The following is a 17,791-nucleotide window of genomic DNA, read 5'->3' on the forward strand; positions in this document are numbered from 1 at the left end:
ATCCGTGCACGGCGATGGCGAAGATCGACGATAGAGAGGTCGGAGGTCAAGTTCATGGTGTCCCATCGGTAGCTTCGGGCCGGAGTGTCACGAGAGCAGGCGGCGACGGTAGCCTTCAGCGACCGCAGAGGCACGATCCCGGACGCCGAGCTTGTCGAAGATGTGCTGCAAGTGAGTCTTGATGCTCGCTTCGCCGATGAAAAGCGCTGCTGCGGCTTCCCGGTTCGAGTTGCCGCTCGCGACCAGTTCAAGGACCTCCTTTTCTCTCTCTGTCAGGCCTCCGGGATTGGGGCGACGCACATGCCCCAGGAGGTGTTGTGTGACCGAAGGGGCAAGGATCGACTCTCCTCGGGAAGCTGCACGCACAGCTTGCACGAGTTCGTCGGGGAGGGCGTCTTTGAGCAGGTAGCCAACAGCACCAGCCTCTATCGCTGGCAGGACGTCATTTTCGCCGTCGAAGGTGGTCAGCACCAGGACGTGGCAGTTCGGAGCCTGTTCGTTCAGTGCCTCGGTGGCCGCTACACCGTCCATTCCCGGCATCCGAAGGTCCATCAGAACGACGTCGGCTCCGAGCGCCGTGGCCTGTTCCACGCCCTGGGCCCCGTTGCTAGCTTCACCCACGACGACGATGTCCTCGATGCTTGCGAAGGTGTCACGAAGACCGCCCCTGACGATGGGATGGTCATCGACAATCACGAGCCGAATCATCAACTGGTCTCCTCCATCCTCGTCCCTGGGGGTGCGATGGCGGGCACTCGGGCGCTGACCGACGTCCCTTCGTTCTCCGCACCATGGACGTCGACGTGTCCTCCGATACCTCTGATGCGCTGCCGCATGCTGGTCAGCCCAAAGCCTTCTCCGCGGCTTGTCACGAGTCCGCGCCCATCGTCACGCACGTCTAGCAGCACTTCTGGGCCCGCGTACGACAGCGTCACCACGGCACGCCTCGCCTCGGCGTGCTTGGCGATATTGGCCAGGGCTTCCTGTGCGACTCGGAACAGAGAAACTTCGATGGCAGGGCTCAGCTCTATGGGTTCGCCGGTGACCTCGAATCGGACTTCAGTCCCTGTCTCGGCTCCCCACTGCTTGGTCAGTTTCCGCAACGCATCGGGAAATTGTGCCCGCTGGAGTTCTTGAGGTGCGAGGGCACGGACTGAGCGCCGGGCGTCGGTCAGGCTGCTGCGCGCTAGGAGAAGAGCACGCCTCACGTGCTCGTCGCCGTCGGTCGTCGTGGAGCGCTCTGTGGCCTGGAGCTGGGTGATGATGCCGGTGAGACCTTGGGCCAGTGTGTCGTGGATTTCGCGGGCGAGGCGCTGCCGTTCATCGAGGACGCCGGCTTCACGTGCTTGGGCTAGCAGTTGTGCATGGAGGCCGGCGTTCTCGTGGAGTGCGGCTTCGAGGCGCTCGACGAGTTCCTCTCGCTCACGTTCTTGTGGTCCGGTTCGCGCCAGCAGGACGACGCCGACGCCGATTGCCGCTGTCTGCAGGACAACGATCAAAGCGAACTCCGTGAGAGTCGCGGGCGTTGGGCTCTCCAACACGCCCATGGCCGAACCGTTGAGGACCACGGATGTCGCCAACACCCCCAGTACACCCATGGGCCACGGGGTGAGGAGGTAGGCGTGAAAGAACCCAGCGATGGTGAAGACGAGGAAGACCTCGGAGTAGCCCATCAAGTATGCGCACAGGACCAGCATTCCTGCCAGGTAGATGCCCGCGGGAACAGGCCTGAGCGATCCTCGCCTGACGGGCAGGGTGTGTCCGAACAGCACCCATATGCCAGAGGCGGCGACCAATCCCAGGACTATTCCGGCTTGGGGTCCGAAGTGTCCCTCATCATGAGCGGACACCCCCGCGAGGTAGAGACCGGTTGAGATGGCCAGCAGCAGCCACGGTGTCACCAGCTGGAGAACGTCCCAGATCCGCATCTGCTCGCCTTTGCGCGCCAGCCGGGACCGATTGTCAGGACTAGCTTCTTTGGCGGTGGCAACACCATGGACGCCCACGTGTGGACGGTCGCTGGTGCTCAGGTCCCGCATCTGTTGACTCCTGTTGGTTCGACAGCGTGCTGCCAGGCTGCTGCCCTCGCGTTCAGACTCACGGCAACTGCCCCAATTGTCCCAAACATCCTCCGACTCAGGGGCTCACGTCCCTCAGCAGCAGGGACACGATCATGGCCAGCAGGATCGAGTTGAATGCGAAGGCAAGCGCGCTGTGGCCCATCACAGCACGCCGCGCCGTTGCGGTGGTCACCGATACGTCGGTCGTCCCGAAGGTGGTCTGCACCGCCAGAGCGAGGTAGACGTAGTCGATGAACGTCCGAGGATCTTGCCCGGGGAAGGAGAACACGGGCGTGCGGGTGTCCATCCGAGCGTAGTGGACACCGTAGGCCACCAGGACGTTCACCCACGAGATGACGACCGTGGCCAGAGCCACGACGAGGACGGACTGGGACTCTCGTAGTGCGGGGGTCACCAGGATGCCGCCGACCACCAGAAGTGCCAGGATCGAGACGTGCACCGACCAGGAGGGGGCTTGGCGGGATTCGTGCGCACTGCGGAACCACAAGCGCCTTCCGTGTTCGACGCCATAGCGCAGCCGAGCGAAGAGCCCCCGGACAGCAGCCGGAGTCGTCCGCGCAACCGTTGTCCGGTCTTGTACGGCATCGGGTTGCGGCAGTTCCGTGTCCCGTGGCGGCGGTGCCGGGTCGACATCGAACAACGTGTGCAGCTGCTCCGAGGTGAGGTTCCGATGCGCGAGGAAGGTCGCCAGCGCCTGGGTGCCGGCGAAAGCAGTCCACATGATCACCACTGCGACTGCCCACGCGTGATCGGTCCGTGCCCCTTCGTATGTGAACCACAGGTGGACAGCGGGCGCGGAGACCACGGCGGTAGCTGCTGCGCATAGCGCTAAACGCTTCTTCTCATCGACCAGGACTGACTGCAGTCGCTGCATGGTTCGTTCTACTCCCACCGGAAGAGCTTGGCTGCGGCTGCGCAGGTCACCAGCGCGATACCAGCCATGATCGTGATCTGCAGCCAGAACGGCTGCCCGCTGACAGTTGCGGTGACGTCACCGGCATCTGCAGACCACGCCGAGGTCAGCGCCTGCAGCCCCGGGGGGATGAACTCCCCGGCCTCACGCAGCACATCCGGCATCAGAGCCCGAGGAAGGAAGGCACCGCCGAAGAACATCAGTGCCACGAACAGAGTCGTACCGATCTGATTGGCCGCGCTGCTGGTGCGCACGAGAGCTGCAGAGACCAACCCGATTCCCAGCAGAGCCGCATATCCGACGACGAAAGCGACGGCGAACTCGAGAGGCCGCTCAGGGGGCGCAATGTCAAGCACCGCCCATGCCAGCGCGATCGTCAGCGCAGCGGAGACGAGAACGAAAGCGAAAGCGACGATCATCTGCGCGAGCAGGACGGTCCGTGGGTGCACCGGGGTCGTCGAGAGCCTGCGCAGGATGCCACGCTCACGGTAGGTCGCAATCACCGCCGGGACGTGCTGGACCGCGATCATCACCATGCCGAACACCAGGGCCGTCGGTGCCCAGATCTCGATAGACCGAAGCCCTCCGGTGGCCGCCGTTGACTCCGCCATCGCGGGGATGGACCCAACTCCAATCAGGATGCCGGCGGGGAACAGGACGCCGAAAATGAGCGTGGCAGAGTCTCGCAGGAAAAGCTTCGTCTCGATCCGGACCATCTTCACCAACGCACGCATCAGTCGGCCTTCCCCTCGGTCGATTCGGGAGCGCGGCCCGTGAAGGTCACGAAGGCATCGTCGAGGCTTCGCTGATCGCCGCGGAGCTCGGTGGCCACAACTTCAGCTCTGGCGAGTGCTCCTGCCACGCTGCTCAGCAGCTCTCCTCTGCCGGTGACCACCCACTGGTCCCCGGAGACCTTGACCTCGGTCACCTCGGGAATCTCAGCCAGGACGCTCTTCTCTAGTGGCTGGCTGAGGCGGAAAGAAACCTGTTGCGCGGCACCGGCCTGGGCAACCAGCCCGGCGGGGGTGTCCAGTGCGGCGACGCGACCACGATCAATGACTGCGATCCTGTCGCTGAGACGCTCTGCTTCATCCATGAAGTGGGTCACCAGAATGATCGTGATACCCCTGTCACGGACTTGCTCGATGAGGCTCCACGTATCACGTCTTGCCTGTGGGTCCAGCCCTGTCGTGAGCTCATCAAGAATGGCGATCTTGGGATTCCCGACCAGAGCAAGTGCGATCGAAAGTCGTTGCTTCTGGCCGCCGGAAAGAGCCTTGTACCGCATGTTGTGTTTGTCCGTGAGATTCAGCAGCCGCGTCAGCTCACGCCAGTCAGCCGGGTGCCTGTAGAACGAGCTGTACAGTTCCAGCGCCTCGGACACCTTGATCGCATCCGGAAAACTGCTCTCCTGAAGTTGCACACCCAGCAGCTCACGCACCGCGGCGCGGTCTTTGACCGGATCGTGACCCCACACCGAGATGGAGCCCGAGTCGGGGGTCACCAGCCCTGCGACGGCTTCTACAGTCGTGGTCTTTCCGGCTCCGTTGGAACCGATGATTCCGAAGATCTCCCCTTCTTCGACGGTAAAGGACACATCGTCGACAGCGACATGTTCCCCGTAGGATTTATGCATCTCTCGCACGTCAATTGCAGCCATATCGCCACGCTAGGAGAGCTCCTCCTTTGCAACATCCACAATCAGGACCGAACTCGGGTTGATCCTGGTATCCACCGATCGGTGGATACCAGGACTGCCAGTCCGGTGCGGTCCGCGTGTCATCTGTTTCCAGGGCGGGGCCAGCGCAGGACGGAGCCGCGTCAGCTGCGGTGATCACTCCCGCCCGGCGGCCCAGCGTTCTCGCGGAGTGCGGCCTCTGCGTCAGCGAAGATCCGGGGAACCAGCGCCCGATGCACGGTGGAGAGGATCCGCCACTGGAGGCCGCGGAGCGGGCGGTCGTAACGGAGCAGGGTGGCCAGCATCACGGAACCGTCGTCGACCCGGACGATGAGGTGACAGGTCAGCGCGCGGGAACCGGTGTCCAGTCTGATCCACGCCGGCTCGCGGGCACCCACCCGCCAGCCAGCGATCGTCTCGGGCGAGGGGCCGGACGCCAGGCCCAGCCCGAGCACCGCTCGCCAGATCAGCCACTCCGACGGACTGGGCACATCGCCGAAGAAGGCTCGCGCCCAACCCTCGGCAGTCTCCTCAAGAGGTGTGGTCATGGTGAAGAGGTCGACGTAGTCAGGCTCGATCTGGGGCGCGGCGGCGCGGACCCACTCCGGCGGACTCGCAGTGACGATTCCGCCGGCGACTCGCTCGCCGACCGGTAAAAGCACCATCCCGGCCAGGGTGTCGATTCTCGCTCGCAGGTTCCACTGCCGTCTCCGGTCCCGATTCATGGGGTGTCCTGATCATGGTCGGCGAGGAACGAGGAGATCATGGGGAAGAGGTTGTCGTGGTGCTCGATATGGACGGCGTGGGAGGCGTCGGGTTCGATCCGAACCTGCGCATTGGGCATGGTGGACGCGGTCTCAGCGGCGTCTTGTGGGTCATGGGCCACGCTTCCTCCGGCGAGCACCGCGAGGGTCGGCGTCTCGATCCCGGCGAGTGTTTCGGCGGGGAGCTGTTCGGGGACGGGGAGCGTGGTCGCGTAGTGCCGCCGACCATGGTCGAGCAGACCCGCGAGGGGGCTGTTCCTGGCCGCGTCCGTGCCCCCGGAGATCCAACTGGTGTACCAGCGCGCGAAGGAGTCGGGCATCAGGGGAAAGCTGGCGACAAACCCGCCCACCAGGAACCGCTTGTTCACGGGCGCGAACACATAGGCCGGGTCGAGCAGGGTGAGGCTGGCGACGTGCTCGGGGCGCTGGGCGGCGTACGTGGCGGCCGTCAGCCCACCGAAGGAGAACCCCGCCACGTGGGCACGGTCGATATCGAGTCCGGTGATCACCTCGTGCAACCACTGAGCCTGATCGTCGGCCGAGGCGATCGGCTCGACCTGCTCGGACATGCCGGCCATGCCCAGGGTATCGATAGCGATCACCGGGCGCTCGGCAGCCAGGTCGGCGATGCTCGCGTACCAGGTCACGGCGGGCCCACCGTAACCGGGAAGCAGCACCACCGGCACACGATCACTCGATCCTGAAGGAGATGCCGGCCCGGCGAACACGTAGACGCGCACCGTGCCGAAGTCGGTCTGGATGTCCTGCTGGGAGTCCGGCTCGGGCATCAGCGTCATGGCCTGTTCGTACAGGCGCTCGTACTCCTGCCGCGCCTCGTCGCTGCGCCAGTGACCGACCGGTGAGTCGCTGCTCAGGAGTGCGATGTTCACCGCGGTGAACCCCACGCCGAACAGCGCCAGCGCGCTCACCCCGATCACGACGTTGCGAGTCACCCGACGCAAGCCTCGCCTGCCGGGAACCGACTTGCTGCCACCCATGCCTACCTCCACCATCTTTTCCAATGCGATCGCACCGTAACACAGTTCGGCACTGGAGAGCAATGCGAGTGCATTGATACGCTGGGGGTATGCCTAGACATGTGGACCACGACGAACGCCGCGAAGAGATCGTGTTAGGGGTGATCGCGGTGATGGCTGAGCAGGGCTTCGCGGCCGTGAGCTTGCGGAGCGTGGCCCAAGCCGCCGGAGTCTCGATGGGGCGGGTGCAGCACTACTTCAGCAGCAAGGTCGAGCTGATCCAGAACGCCTGCAAGCTGTTCATCCAACGCGCGACGGCGCAGCACGTCGAGTCGGGGAACCTGCCCCGTCAGGAACGGCTCGAGGCTCTCCTCACGATGGGGATCCCCGGCTCCGCCGACGAGCGGATCGGCACCGCGGTCTGGTACGAGTTCGTCACCGCCGGAACGAAGGACGACACGATCGCCGACCTGGTCGCCGCCGCCTGGCGCGACCGCCACGACAACATCGTCGCCCTGCTCGATATCGACGACGACCGCCGCTCGCTCACGGCAGCCGAGATGGCCAAACTGCTCGCGGCGACCTCTGACGGACTGGCCATCGCCGCGATGCTCGGACGCATCAGCGGCGAGGATGCGCGTTCCCTGGTCGCGAAACAGATCAACGCGTTGGAAGCCGAAACTGCATGATCCCGTAGCCGATAGCGTCCGCGGCTCCGTTGGCGCGGCTGCTTGAGCTGCCCGCCGTCGCCCACCTGCCCCACCTGGAAGCTGATCCGCGGCTCCTGGCTGATATCGAGACGTTCGTGACGGCGAGAACCGCGCTCTGAGCGACCGAAGCCCTCTGTTGAATCGCGCCCGCATAAGTAGCGTCGGCCGCGGGTCAGGGCAGCATGTCCGTGAGCCGCTTGGAGACGACGCGCGTGACGAGTCCGGGCGCTACGCGGCTGGCCACGCTGAGGAACCGGGCGTCGCGGCCGATGAGCACCAGAGGCCGTCGGGCCTCGATGCCGTCCAAAGCGATCCGCGCGGCGTCCTGGGCGGTGATCGCCGTGGAACGGCTGCTGTCGGACTCGAACCGCGAGCCCATGTCGACGCCGGAGTTGGCCGCGATGTCGGTGGCCACCGACCCCGGGAGTACGACCGACACGCGCACCCCTGTCTCCGCGAGCTCGGTGGCGAGCCCTTCCATGAGCAGCTTGACCGCGGCCTTCGTTGCGCCGTAGACGCTCTGACCGGCCAGCGGCAGGAAGGACGCCGCGCTGGACACGGCGGCGAAGCGGGCCTCGGGCCTCGTCACGAGGTGGGGCAGGAACGCGCTGGCCATGTGGATCGTCCCGAACAGGTTGACGGCGACGACCTTGTCGATCGCGGCGTCGTCGAGGTCGAGGAATCGCGCGAACGGCTGGATGACACCGGCGTTGTGGATGACCCCGTCGATCGAGCCGTGCTCGGCGAGCACCTGATCCGCTGCCCCGAGGACGCCGCTCCGATCACTCACGTCGACGAGGTGGCTGGACAGGCGGCCTCCGGCCCCGGCGAGGCCGACCGTCTCGTCGAGGCCCTCCTGGCGGACGTCGAGGATGGCGACCCGCGCACCGCGCGCCAGTAGACCGAGGGTCATGTGGCGGCCGATACCGCCCCCTCCGCCCGTGACGACGATCGTGTGGCCCTGGAACGTCATCGACCGCGGCCTTCCGCGCTACCGGTGTGGGCGAGCCTTCGGCGGGTCGACGTTTCCTCACCTGCGTCCTGGTCTCCGTCCTCGAGCGTCGGCTCCTCGGGAGCGGGCTCGTTCCCTCCGCGCTTGCGCAGCGCCGCGCCGACGATCAGCGCGGCGCCCATGAAGATCCAGATCGCCAGCGTGGTCCAGGATCCGCCCGCGCCTTCCCCGTCGAAGTAGGCCTCGGAACGCAGCAGGTGCCCGGCGGCTCCGATCGGCATGCCCTGGCCGATCGCGCCCCAGGGCTCGGGCAACCACCACCACCCGGTCGTCAACCCTGAAAGCGGGTTGGCGATGAAGATCGTGAGGATCGCGCCGATGCCGATGGCCCGGATGCCGATGAACGCGCCGAGGCCCGCGACGAAGAACGAGGTGGCTGCTATGCCGGCGGCGATGACAAGGGAGGCGACGAGGTAGTCGGTGTCGAAGGAGTCGTAGCCGTACTGCAGAATCGCCGCGACCACGAGTCCTGCCACGGCACTGATCAGAGTCAGTCCGGCCAAGGACTGCGCCGTCCTTCCGCGCAGCAGCACGATCACCAGTGCGGCGGAGGCCATGCCTCCGAAGGCTAGCGGTAGGCCGAGCATGGCCAGGCCGGTACCGCCCGGATCGTCCTCAGTCAGCGGCGCGAGTTCGACCACCTTCGCACTCTGGCCCTGCGCCTGCATTCCCGCCGAGATCGTGCCCAGCAGCTCGGCATAGGGGGCCCCATTGCCTGAAGCAGTGTAGTAGGTCGCGTCCCCCGGGCCCTCGACGACGATCCCGCCGATAGCTTCCCGGTTCTCGACCGCCTCGCGCACACCTGCGGCGTCGAGGTGCCGCTCGAACGCGAACCCCTCGGGCGACTCGGAGCGGAGCGCTTGCTCCAATGCGACGACCTCGGCGGCAGGTCCCGCCACGGCCAGAGGCAGGTCCTTCGGTCCCGAATTGATGCTGGGGGCGAGGAAGGCGAAGAGCATGAGTGCGATGACGACCGGCAGCCCCAGCGTCAGCGCGATCGTGGTGAGCCAGGCCCTACCGGTCTGCTTCTCGTCTGTGGGCGTCGTGTCCTTCATGGCTTCCTCTCCTCAGAAGTGGAGCACTGTGATCCATTTGTAAGTGGAGTATAGTGTTCCACATGGAGGTCGGTAAGCACCATCGGGGAAAGGCGGGAACATGAGGGCGGATGCGAGGGCCAATCGCGACGACATCGTCGAGGCAGCGCTTGAGATGTTCCGGGCCCGGGGCGACTTCGAGGTGTCGATGCGGTCGATCGCTGCGCACGCCGGTGTCGGTGTGGCGACCCTGCACCGCCGATTTCCGGATCGCGAGTCTCTGATCACGACCGTCGTCGACCGCCTCCACCGTGAGAACCTCGCCATCGTCGAAGAGCATCTCGCACAGTGGGACGCCGATCCCGAGGTGACATGGCGGAGCGTCATCCACCGACTCGTCGCGACCGGCATCGCGCCGCTGGCGACGAGCGGATCGGAGTTCGCCTTGGCCGAGGGGTGCATGGAGGATTTCTTGCAGCAGATGCGCGAACGGGATCTGGGCCCCATCGAGCAGCTCCTGGAGAAGGCCGCGCGCCACGGTCTCGCGCCCGCCGACCTCGACCCCTACCGCTTCATCGCGGGGATCGTCGTCCTCTCCCGGCCTCTCCCCGAGCTGACGGTCGCACTCCTGCCCGACCAGGGCGCATGGATGGTCGATGTCTACATCGCCGGCCTGAAGGCGCTCCGAGTCGGGTGAAGCCGCGTGGCGGGCTGCCGCCCCGCGGAATGGTCTGTCGGGCAGTCGATCCGCAGGGCGGAGTCCGTTGCAGGTGTCTACTTCACGGCGGTCTGGGCGGCGGATTCTCTGGCGTCGGCGAGTCTGGCTCCGGACTGGCGTCGCGAGACCCTGCGCAGCAGTGGTGGCACGATGAGCACGCCGACGACGACCGTCCAGGCACCGAGCACGGCGAACGACTCCCACAAGCGCCAGGACTCGGTGACCTCGACGGACGAGAACTCGTAGGGGAGGAGGGTTGACCGCATGAGGTGGCCGATCCAGTAAATAGGGGAAGGTCTGCGCGAGGACCTGCACCCCGCCCTAGAGCTGCTGGAAGGGGAGCTGCAGTCCGGAGACGGCCGTCAGCGCGATCACGGGAGTGATGCCCAGCATCGTCACCTTCTGCGGGGTGTGGACGATCGAGCCGGTGGCGATCCCGATGGGCAGGGTGGTGCGCATGCGCAGGATGATGCCGCCGACAGCAGCAGCCAGTCCCGGCCTGACGCGGGCATGGCGTCGCTGAACAGCAGTGCGCTGGGAACGAGGATCATGGCTAGCATCGCGATCACCATCGCCAGGTCTACGACGGGCGTATCGCCGAGCTGACCAGCACCCGTGACGCCCTCCGAGGCCTGATCGACGCATCGAGCCATTGAAGGCCCGCGAATCTCTGCTGCCGCTGACCGTCTGCTCGTGATGTCTAGAGGTACTGACCGGGCACGTTGATTGGGACCGGTAGTCAGGATCGATAGCGGGTCGTTAATGCTTCGGCGCGCGCGTACATCGCATCGCGGACGGATTCTGGCGCTAGTACTTCGGCGTCCGTATCAAGCCGCCACACCGCCCACACCGCATGGCGCAGGTCTTCGAAGGTCACATCCAGGCGGACCCAATCGTCCGGCTCCGGTTCCTCGGCTCGGACAGCTCGAGCATTCTCCAGCAGTTCCTCACGACGTGACCTCTTGATGCGGACCACGACGGGGAGGTGGCTCTCGGAGAGGAACTGTGCGGTGCGCTCGGCCCAGATGCGGTCGAGATCGACCTGCGCGGGGCGTTGCGCCGGTTCGGGGAGCGCTTCGGCGCTGGTCATCCGGGATAGGCGGTAAGTCCGATCGTCTCCGGACCTCGTCGCCAGCAGGTAGGTGTGCCCGCGGACGGTGACCAGTCCGATCGGATCGACAGTTCGAGGACTTGGTGCCTGTCCGGGTGCCGCGTAGTTGAATCGCAGCCGGCGGCCTGTGAGCACCGCGGCTCGGACCTCGCTGATGACGCCGTCGGCCAGGTCTTCGGTGGGGGCACGGCGAGAGAGTAGGTCGGTCTCCGGCTCCACGAGGAACCGTTTGGCCGCATCGCCGAGACTCGTCTGGTGCCCCTCGGGCAGCGCGTCGACGACCTTGCGCATCGCCGAGGCCAGCGGTGCGCTGAGGCCGAAGACCTTCTCGCCGCGGTCCGATCCGGCGGTGAGCAGCGCGAGCGCCTCGTCATGGTTCAGCCCGGTCAGTTCGGTGCGGAAGCCGGGAAGGAGCGAGTAGCCGCCGTGGCGGCCCCGGTCGGCGTAGACGGGGACGCCCGCGGTCGAGAGCGCGTCGATGTCGCGCAGCACGGTGCGCGTGGAAACTTCGAGCTCACCGGCCAGCTGGTCGGCGGTCATTCGGCCTCGCTGACGCAGAAGCAGCACCAGCGAGACCAGTCGGTCTGCTCGCATGCGTCCATCATTATCAGAAATCACGCCACAAGGTGTCGTGATTCGTAGTGAGGCTGGTAGTGCAGCGTCGAGGACGGCGGCCAGAGGGCGGCCGGGTGCTGCGGAACGAACGAACGGAGCAGCAATGGAACGCACGGCAGTGAACCCGGTGACCTGGTCGCAGGAGATGGGCTTCAACCAAGGCGAGGTCGTCTCGGGCGAGGCGCGGACCCTGTACATCTCGGGACAGACAGCGATGAGCAAAGATGGTCGGCCCGAGCACGACGGGGACGTCGAGGCCCAGCTCGCGCTGGCCGTGGCGAACCTCGAGGCCGTGCTCGCCGAGGCCGGCATGTCGCTGGCGAACCTGGTCCGCCTCAACGTATACACCACCGACGTGGACGAGCTGTTCCCGCACTACGGCGTGCTCGCCGGGAAGCTCGGGGTGGCAGGGGTCGCCCCGACCACCACGATGCTCGGCGTCACCCGTCTGGCGATCCCCGGCCAGATGGTCGAGCTCGAAGGCACCGCTGTCGCGTAACGCTTCCCCCTTTCGCAACTCATGTCTGACGGCCAGCGGGGTAGCCCTGCTGGCCGTCAGACGGTCCTAAGGAGTCCCATGCCCCACGCAAGTGACCCTCGTAGTCCTCGCCGGTCGGGTCGCGACCGCGTGGGGTCCCGACACTCTGGAGGTGGAGCCCGGCAGCGCGAGGCACAGGATCTTCGAGGCGCACTCGCTCATGGCCCACGACGTCATCGTCGATGACCGCAATGAGCAGCACGACGGAATGAAGAAGGCGTTGTGAGTGATCTGGGATACGACCTCGGTTCGAGGCTGACCAGGTCGGTGAACTTGATCCTTCCCCCTTCGAGCGCCCGCTCGTACCCCTTGTAGGTGCCCGCCACCGAGTGGTCGAGCAGCGTCGTGAACACGACTTCGTCGATCGGGACGGAGGCGTGACCCAGGTGCACCTCAATGGACATGGCCGACCGCGCCGGTGGTGCTCACGACGACGCCCCTGCCTTCTCCTCGGCCAGCACGCCGTGGACGGTGCGACCGAGACGCCGAGGACGCGCGCGATGACCCGGATCGACTCGCCCTTCTCGCTGCGGGCGAGGATGATCGCGCGCTTGTCGTCGTCGATCACCCGGGGCCGACCGCCGACACGGCCGCGCCTCCGGGCCGCCTCGAGGCCGTTCTTCGTCTTCCGGGAGATGTCGCGGCGTCGGTCCTCGGCCAGTGCCAGCGCCATGTCGAGGACGAAGCTGCGCTCGATGTGCTCTCCGGCTGCGATGCCCTCCAGCACCTTTACCGCGTAGCCGTGCTCGAACAAGTCGTTGAGGACGATGAGACCCTCGAGGAGATTGCGGCCGAGGCGGTCGACCTCCTGGACGGCGAGCAGATCGCCGGTACGCATGAAGTTGAGCGCGGCCCTGAGCCCAGGCCGATGGTCGACGGCGAGCTTGCCGCTCACCTTCTCCTCGAACACGCGCTCGCAGATCGGGTCGAGAGCGTCGTGCTGCCTCTGCGTTTCCTGCTTCGCGGTGCTCACCCGCACCAGCCCGACCAGCGCCACGACCCCTCCTCGAGTTCAGCAAACGTGTTCATCTTCTGACTACGAGGATGCCAGTTCTTGAACGGGTTTCTGAACGATGTTCGACTCGGGCAGCGTCCTTCGGGCGAGGCTTCCGAGCGTTCAGTCAGACGACCGTTTTCTGAACGCGGGCCGACCGCGTTTTCACCTCCAGAGCCGCGCGGGATAATCGAGGCATGGAGCCAGGGGAGTCGTGGGCGTACCGCGCGCGTGGCATCGACCCGCTCGTCGAGGTGCGCCTCGTGCGAGAGGGGTCACAGAAGCCGGCGCGCGTCCTGGTGCACTTCGTGGCCGACGAGTTCGAGGGGCGGGAGGAGTCGGTCCCGCCCGCGCGCTTGAAGGTGAGGTGGGACGACGTCGAGTCGTTCCGGGCACGGGAGGAACGCTGGGACCGTGTCAGCGCCCTGGGCCCCGATCGCGACGACCCCAGGGACTGTGCGGCGAGCGAGATCCTCGACGAGTTCATCGACCGCGATCTCGCCGGGATGAACGACAGCGACGGCTGCTCGATCACGATCAGTCGCCCCGACGAGCTCGCAGACTCTCTCGGCCTTCGCATCGAGCAGCTGACGGAATACCCGGAGGCCTTCCGGGAGGACGGCAAGCTCATCGCACCCTGGCCAGTGACCGAGCTGGTCGCCCGGGCCGCCGCGCAGATGAACGCGGAGGCGGTGCTCCAGCGGGTCGAGTCCGAGGAGCGGAAGGCGCAGCATGCCGCGATCCACGGCGAGTACCTCTCCGGTCGCGGACGCCACTTCATCGATCCTGAGATCTCGGCGAAAGTCGATCGCGACCACGGCAAGCCGATCCGGGACGTGCTCCGTGCATGGTGCGGGGCCGACAACGTCGAGCGGTTCGACGAGCTGGTCGAGCTGCGCAAGGAGATCAAGCGGGTCGGAGAGGTGGCCGAGCGCGCGATCGCCGCGCTGCGAGCCCACGGGCACGACGCCGTGGCTGCGCAGATCGAGCGGGAGCTCGGCACGCCGGTGGAGATGCTCCGCGCCGAGCTGCCCGACTAGCGGCTCCAGGGGCGGCGTGCGTCATCCGGTGGGCGTCGTGCCGTCATGCCCCGCGGCATGAACGGGTCGAGGTCTGCGTCGGCCACCTCGTCAGGCTCGACGTACTGCAGATCTGCCGGGCTCAGCAGCGGGTCGATTCGCTCCGCCTCGGATCGGGCCCATTCCGTCCAGGCCCGGACCTGGTGCGCCTCGCCCTGATCATCGAGAGCGGCTGCCTTCTTCTCGAGGGCCTCGGCGTAGCGGAGGAGTTCGTCGGCACGGCGATGACTCTCAAGCTGTTCTCCCAGGCGTCGACGATTCAGATCCTCGATGTAGCGCTGCCGCGCTTCGGTCTTCGCCTGCTCCCAGGCGCGCTGGCGCTCGGCCCGTTCCCGTTCGTCGCGAGCACGGCGTTCGAGGGTCTCCGCGGCCTGGCTCTCGGCGTAGGCGAAGAGGTGCGGCAGCCGGCTGTCGAGGGTCCACCGCTTGCGATCGGCCCACGACGTGCGCGAGTAGGAGGGACCGGACTGAACCAAGAGCTTGCCGGAGGGGACTTTCTGCACAGTCGAGCGCACTCGCTGCCATTCGTACCTCGCCTCAGCGAGCTCGTCCGCGTTCGGGACGGGTCTGCGCACGCGCTCCTCGAGCATGTCGAAGTCAGTCGGCACCCCGTCGACGGTGAGCCGGAACGTCCCCGAGTCGTCGTCTGAGGGCAGGCCGAACTCGTGTCCGCGCCGTTCGCACTCGTCGGCGATGGCCTGCAGGATCAGCAGGGCGCGGCGCTGCTCGGAGGGAGTCACATCGAGTCGCTCGGCTCGACTGTCCCGCAGCTCCCGCACGGCGTCATGGAGGCGACTGAGATCGTCCGGCACGGGAATGGGCGCGAGTTCCGGACGCTGCGGAGCGTCGTCCTTCGGGATCAGGCGGACCACCAGATCGCCTCGGTCGCGTCCGGTGTGACGCAGTGCGGAGCCGGCGGGCACCAGGCCGTCGGCGATGGCCATGCTCATCGCGCGTCGGTACGCCGCTCGTACCTCTGGCGGGGGATCAGCAACGGTGAGCGTCCCGTCGTGGGCGAGGAGGTCAGCGATGAGCGCCTCGGCGGTGACACTGAACGATGCCTTCTGGGTCGTACGACCACGTGGACCCGAGTGCTTATCGCTCGGCGGCTCTTCGTTGATCCGGTAGTGGCCGTGGTCGAGGTAGAAGCGGCCGTCGTCGGTCATCGCGGCCGACCATGAGCCGCGTCTCCGATCCACTTTCACGAGGCCGCGTGTCGCCAGCGCATAGACCGAGACCTTGTAGCTGGAGTCGTGCCACACGCCCTCCGGGCATCCGCGCGCGACCCATTCCAGTGCCTTCAACTGGATGGGATTCAGCGGTGGCCAGCGGGTGCCCATGCGCTCAATCCTCATCGAGTGCCTGCTGAACCGGCAACGTCGTGACGCCGCGCGGGGTCGAGCGGCACCGTATGGTCGTTGGCTGATCGATTGCAGGACGCTGAAATGCGGCTCAGCGCATGCGCTCCGCCAGTTGGTCGAAGAAGTCGGTGAGCATCCGGGCGGCCCCGTCGGCCATGAGCTCGGCCCCGCCAAACCTGTACACCTCGTACCCGGCGAGCCTCAGCCGGCGGTCCTCGGCGACCATCTCGCTGTAGAGCCTCGGGCTCGCGACGTCGCCGTCCGCGTAGTGCTGCTTACCGTCGACCTCGAGCACGACCCGGTGCCTGCTCGAGAAGAGGATGAGGAAGTCCATCCGCTGCCGCGCCAGCGGGCTGCCGCTCTGTCCCGCCGCCCGCCGCGCCAGCTGCGTGGCGGGGTCGAAGTGGAGGTAGACCTGCGGGATCAGCGCCGGCACGTCGAACCGGTTGTTCCGATACCGCGCTGCGTAGGTGTCGAAGACGAGGGCCTCGACGGGGTTGTCGCCGAGCGACTCCCGCAGCCGCGCGTGGAGATCCACGCCGACCTCCCTGTCCGGCACTGCGTCCGCGAACCCCTGCCGCTTCCGCCACCACTCGATCAGGTTCTGGTACGTCAGGCCGTCGGCCGGGATCGGCCGGTCGAAGACGAGGCAGTACTCGCCGTTGCGCGTGATCTCGATGTCGTTGTTGACGGCGTCGCGGAGCACCAGCTCGGGCTTCGGCCCGTTCGCCGCGAAGATGAGGTTCTTCGGCGGCGTGCCGACGCCGCCGCCCCGGTCATGAGCTGCCAGGAGCGCGTGCAGGTCGGCGAGGAGCGCCTCGTTGAGATCGAGCTCGGCGACCATCCTCCGGACGAGGGCGGCGAGCTTCGGGAGGTCCCAGCCCTTCGTGTAGCCCTTGATGACGTCGCGCTTGGTGTACTCGCTCTCGGACGGCTCGCTGTCCGCCACCGGCCAGGGCAGCTTGAGTTCCTCGCCGAGCACCGTCTCGAGGTCCTGCCTCGTGTAGGTGTGGATGAGCGCCTCCTCGATCGCGGTCCGGAACGCCCGCGACGACACCTTCGGCGGTGCCTTCGGGACGGTGGTGAACCCGGCGCTGAAGAAGTCGAAATCGGCCACGGCCCCATTGTCCCCGAGTCGCCTCCGATCCGCGGGCGCGGAGAACCCCCGATCCGACCTCAAGCGACAGGTTCGGGGGTCTCGTGCCGTGCGTCCATCGGGGTAGACCCTTACTGACGGTTCGCTGGCACTGGTCCTGGAGGCTCGGCCCTGTAGCATCGTGGGTCAACACCCCGGAATCGTCCCTGCAGCTCTCCTCGGAGGGCCGACCACACGGCCGGGGTTCTGCTCTGCCCTCAACCGAGGAGGATCTCACCGACGGTCTCGCCGGCCTCGCGGCACTTGTCGACGTGTGCCTCCATCTGCCCGTCGACGTTCGGCACCGCGACCTCACGGGCACCGACCGGCCACAGCTCCTCGTCGGTGAGCGGCTCCATCAGCGTCGTCAGCCCCATCCCCGCACCCAACATGGGGTTCTCGCCCTCCCAGGTGATGATGTCGTCCTCCCAGGTGCCCGCCGTCTCCTCGGCCTGGCCGAGGCAGTTGACCTTCTCGAAGGTCACGGACTCTCCGTCGACGGTCCACTTCTCCACGAACGGCGAGAAGGCGGCGACAGACAGGGCGTACTCCTGCGGCCCGACCTCCTCGGCGGTCGAGCCTCCGTCACTCTCCGCCTGGCCACCGCCGCCGCACCCGGTTAGGGCGAGGGCCAGGGCGGCGATGGGCACGACTCCCACGATGGGGGCTGATGCAAATTCAGGTGACAGTCTTGGTTTCCTGGTTCAGGCCGCCAGAGCCACAGCCTGGCTCTGCAGCACTTCTTCGAACACGACGGGTGTCAGTCGGCCGAGGCTCTTCTGCTTCCTCCTACGGTGATAGGTGCCTTCGATCCAGGACACGATCCGCGCCCGCAGCTGTTGCCGCGTCCGCCATGGCCCGGTATCGAGGACGTTGTTCTGCAGCAAGGAGAAGAACGACTCCATCGCCGCGTTATCCCCGGCAGCCCCGACTCTGCCCATCGATCCTTGTAGTCCGTGATACTCCAGAGCACGCAGGAACTTCTTCGACCTGAACTGCCCTCCGCGATCCGAATGCACCACACAACCGGCCACCTCCGCCCCCTCACGGACACGGGCGGCCACAGCGGTC

At 66.6% G+C, this 17,791-nt stretch carries 21 protein-coding genes and 1 pseudogene; 5 read left to right on the plus strand and 17 right to left on the minus strand.

The window, feature by feature from the left end; genetic code table 11:
• Positions 1-87 precede the first annotated feature (87 nt).
• The 7 genes from K318_RS0112205 to K318_RS21590 form a co-directional block, all read right to left on the minus strand.
• Complete coding sequence (locus K318_RS0112205) at positions 88-708, minus strand: response regulator (protein WP_029089689.1); 621 nt, start codon at positions 706-708, stop codon at positions 88-90.
• On the minus strand, positions 708-1,928 hold the full coding sequence (locus K318_RS21575) for a sensor histidine kinase (protein ID WP_051297945.1): 1,221 nt from the start codon (positions 1,926-1,928) through the stop codon (positions 708-710). Before K318_RS21575 ends, K318_RS0112205 begins: the two co-directional genes overlap by 1 nt.
• Positions 1,929-2,136: 208 nt before the next feature.
• Positions 2,137-2,955 carry a DUF1345 domain-containing protein gene (locus tag K318_RS23825; protein ID WP_084500141.1) on the minus strand — a complete coding sequence of 273 codons (819 nt, stop codon included), beginning with the start codon at positions 2,953-2,955 and terminating at the stop codon, positions 2,137-2,139.
• Positions 2,956-2,963: 8 nt separating this feature from the next.
• A complete protein-coding gene (locus tag K318_RS0112220; RefSeq protein ID WP_029089690.1) occupies positions 2,964-3,728 on the minus strand; it encodes an ABC transporter permease in 765 nt (254 codons plus the stop codon).
• The gene (locus tag K318_RS0112225) at positions 3,728-4,654 is read right to left on the minus strand and encodes an ABC transporter ATP-binding protein (protein ID WP_029089691.1); all 927 of its coding nucleotides are present in this window, start codon (positions 4,652-4,654) and stop codon (positions 3,728-3,730) included. Before K318_RS0112225 ends, K318_RS0112220 begins: the two co-directional genes overlap by 1 nt.
• A gap of 161 nt (positions 4,655-4,815) precedes the next feature.
• Entirely contained in the window at positions 4,816-5,337 is a 522-nt protein-coding gene (locus K318_RS21585; protein ID WP_211233327.1) for a hypothetical protein, read from the minus strand.
• Positions 5,338-5,393: 56 nt separating this feature from the next.
• Positions 5,394-6,434 carry an alpha/beta fold hydrolase gene (locus tag K318_RS21590; RefSeq protein ID WP_051297947.1) on the minus strand — a complete coding sequence of 347 codons (1,041 nt, stop codon included), beginning with the start codon at positions 6,432-6,434 and terminating at the stop codon, positions 5,394-5,396.
• Positions 6,435-6,535: 101 nt separating this feature from the next.
• Here K318_RS21590 and K318_RS0112240 point away from each other — a divergent pair, with 101 nt between their 5' ends.
• On the plus strand, positions 6,536-7,102 hold the full coding sequence (locus tag K318_RS0112240; RefSeq protein WP_169721466.1) for a TetR/AcrR family transcriptional regulator: 567 nt from the start codon (positions 6,536-6,538) through the stop codon (positions 7,100-7,102).
• Between the two features lie 193 nt (positions 7,103-7,295).
• Here the strand turns inward: K318_RS0112240 and K318_RS0112250 are convergent, their stop codons facing one another.
• A complete protein-coding gene (locus K318_RS0112250; protein WP_029089693.1) occupies positions 7,296-8,096 on the minus strand; it encodes an SDR family NAD(P)-dependent oxidoreductase in 801 nt (266 codons plus the stop codon).
• Positions 8,093-9,190 (minus strand): ABC transporter permease, encoded by a 1,098-nt coding sequence (locus tag K318_RS21595; RefSeq protein ID WP_051297948.1) that lies wholly within the window; start codon positions 9,188-9,190, stop codon positions 8,093-8,095. Before K318_RS21595 ends, K318_RS0112250 begins: the two co-directional genes overlap by 4 nt.
• A 100-nt stretch (positions 9,191-9,290) precedes the next feature.
• Between K318_RS21595 and K318_RS23830 the strand changes: the two genes are divergently transcribed.
• Positions 9,291-9,866, plus strand: a complete 576-nt coding sequence (locus tag K318_RS23830) for a TetR/AcrR family transcriptional regulator (protein ID WP_029089694.1) — start codon at positions 9,291-9,293, stop codon at positions 9,864-9,866.
• A gap of 77 nt (positions 9,867-9,943) precedes the next feature.
• On the opposite strand, the gene K318_RS23835 is transcribed toward K318_RS23830, so the two are convergent.
• From K318_RS23835 to K318_RS0112275, 3 genes are all read right to left on the minus strand, one after another.
• A complete protein-coding gene (locus K318_RS23835) occupies positions 9,944-10,153 on the minus strand; it encodes a hypothetical protein (protein WP_029089695.1) in 210 nt (69 codons plus the stop codon).
• Between the two features lie 55 nt (positions 10,154-10,208).
• Positions 10,209-10,346, minus strand: coding sequence for a hypothetical protein (locus K318_RS24765; RefSeq protein WP_156913983.1), 138 nt, complete (start codon positions 10,344-10,346; stop codon positions 10,209-10,211).
• Between the two features lie 280 nt (positions 10,347-10,626).
• Positions 10,627-11,538, minus strand: coding sequence for a helix-turn-helix transcriptional regulator (locus K318_RS0112275; RefSeq protein WP_245579886.1), 912 nt, complete (start codon positions 11,536-11,538; stop codon positions 10,627-10,629).
• 178 nt (positions 11,539-11,716) lie between these two features.
• Here K318_RS0112275 and K318_RS0112280 point away from each other — a divergent pair, with 178 nt between their 5' ends.
• Together K318_RS0112280 and K318_RS25615 are read left to right on the plus strand one after the other, a co-directional pair.
• Positions 11,717-12,112: a RidA family protein gene (locus K318_RS0112280; protein ID WP_029089697.1), complete on the plus strand. Its 396-nt coding sequence runs from the start codon at positions 11,717-11,719 to the stop codon at positions 12,110-12,112.
• Between the two features lie 91 nt (positions 12,113-12,203).
• A complete protein-coding gene (locus tag K318_RS25615) occupies positions 12,204-12,377 on the plus strand; it encodes a hypothetical protein (protein ID WP_245579887.1) in 174 nt (57 codons plus the stop codon).
• A gap of 420 nt (positions 12,378-12,797) precedes the next feature.
• On the opposite strand, the pseudogene K318_RS25905 reads toward K318_RS25615, so the two are convergent.
• Positions 12,798-13,148 (minus strand): annotated as a pseudogene (locus K318_RS25905) (recombinase family protein); the annotation flags it as partial.
• Positions 13,149-13,342: 194 nt separating this feature from the next.
• Between K318_RS25905 and K318_RS0112300 the strand changes: the two are divergent.
• The gene (locus K318_RS0112300; protein WP_029089700.1) at positions 13,343-14,185 is read left to right on the plus strand and encodes a hypothetical protein; all 843 of its coding nucleotides are present in this window, start codon (positions 13,343-13,345) and stop codon (positions 14,183-14,185) included.
• Here the strand turns inward: K318_RS0112300 and K318_RS0112305 are convergent.
• From K318_RS0112305 to K318_RS0112320, 4 genes are all read right to left on the minus strand, one after another.
• The gene (locus K318_RS0112305) at positions 14,182-15,564 is read right to left on the minus strand and encodes a hypothetical protein (protein WP_029089701.1); all 1,383 of its coding nucleotides are present in this window, start codon (positions 15,562-15,564) and stop codon (positions 14,182-14,184) included. The genes K318_RS0112300 and K318_RS0112305 overlap by 4 nt on opposite strands.
• 112 nt (positions 15,565-15,676) lie before the next feature.
• On the minus strand, positions 15,677-16,702 hold the full coding sequence (locus tag K318_RS23840) for a hypothetical protein (protein WP_051297949.1): 1,026 nt from the start codon (positions 16,700-16,702) through the stop codon (positions 15,677-15,679).
• Positions 16,703-16,938: 236 nt separating this feature from the next.
• Positions 16,939-17,370 carry a hypothetical protein gene (locus K318_RS0112315; RefSeq protein ID WP_156913987.1) on the minus strand — a complete coding sequence of 144 codons (432 nt, stop codon included), beginning with the start codon at positions 17,368-17,370 and terminating at the stop codon, positions 16,939-16,941.
• A gap of 54 nt (positions 17,371-17,424) precedes the next feature.
• Positions 17,425-17,791, minus strand: a 367-nt coding sequence (locus K318_RS0112320) for an integrase core domain-containing protein (RefSeq protein ID WP_035281872.1), incomplete at its 5' end; no start/stop codon positions are given.

The sequence above is a fragment of the Brevibacterium album DSM 18261 genome (assembly GCF_000426445.1).
GTDB lineage: Bacteria > Actinomycetota > Actinomycetes > Actinomycetales > Brevibacteriaceae > Brevibacterium > Brevibacterium album.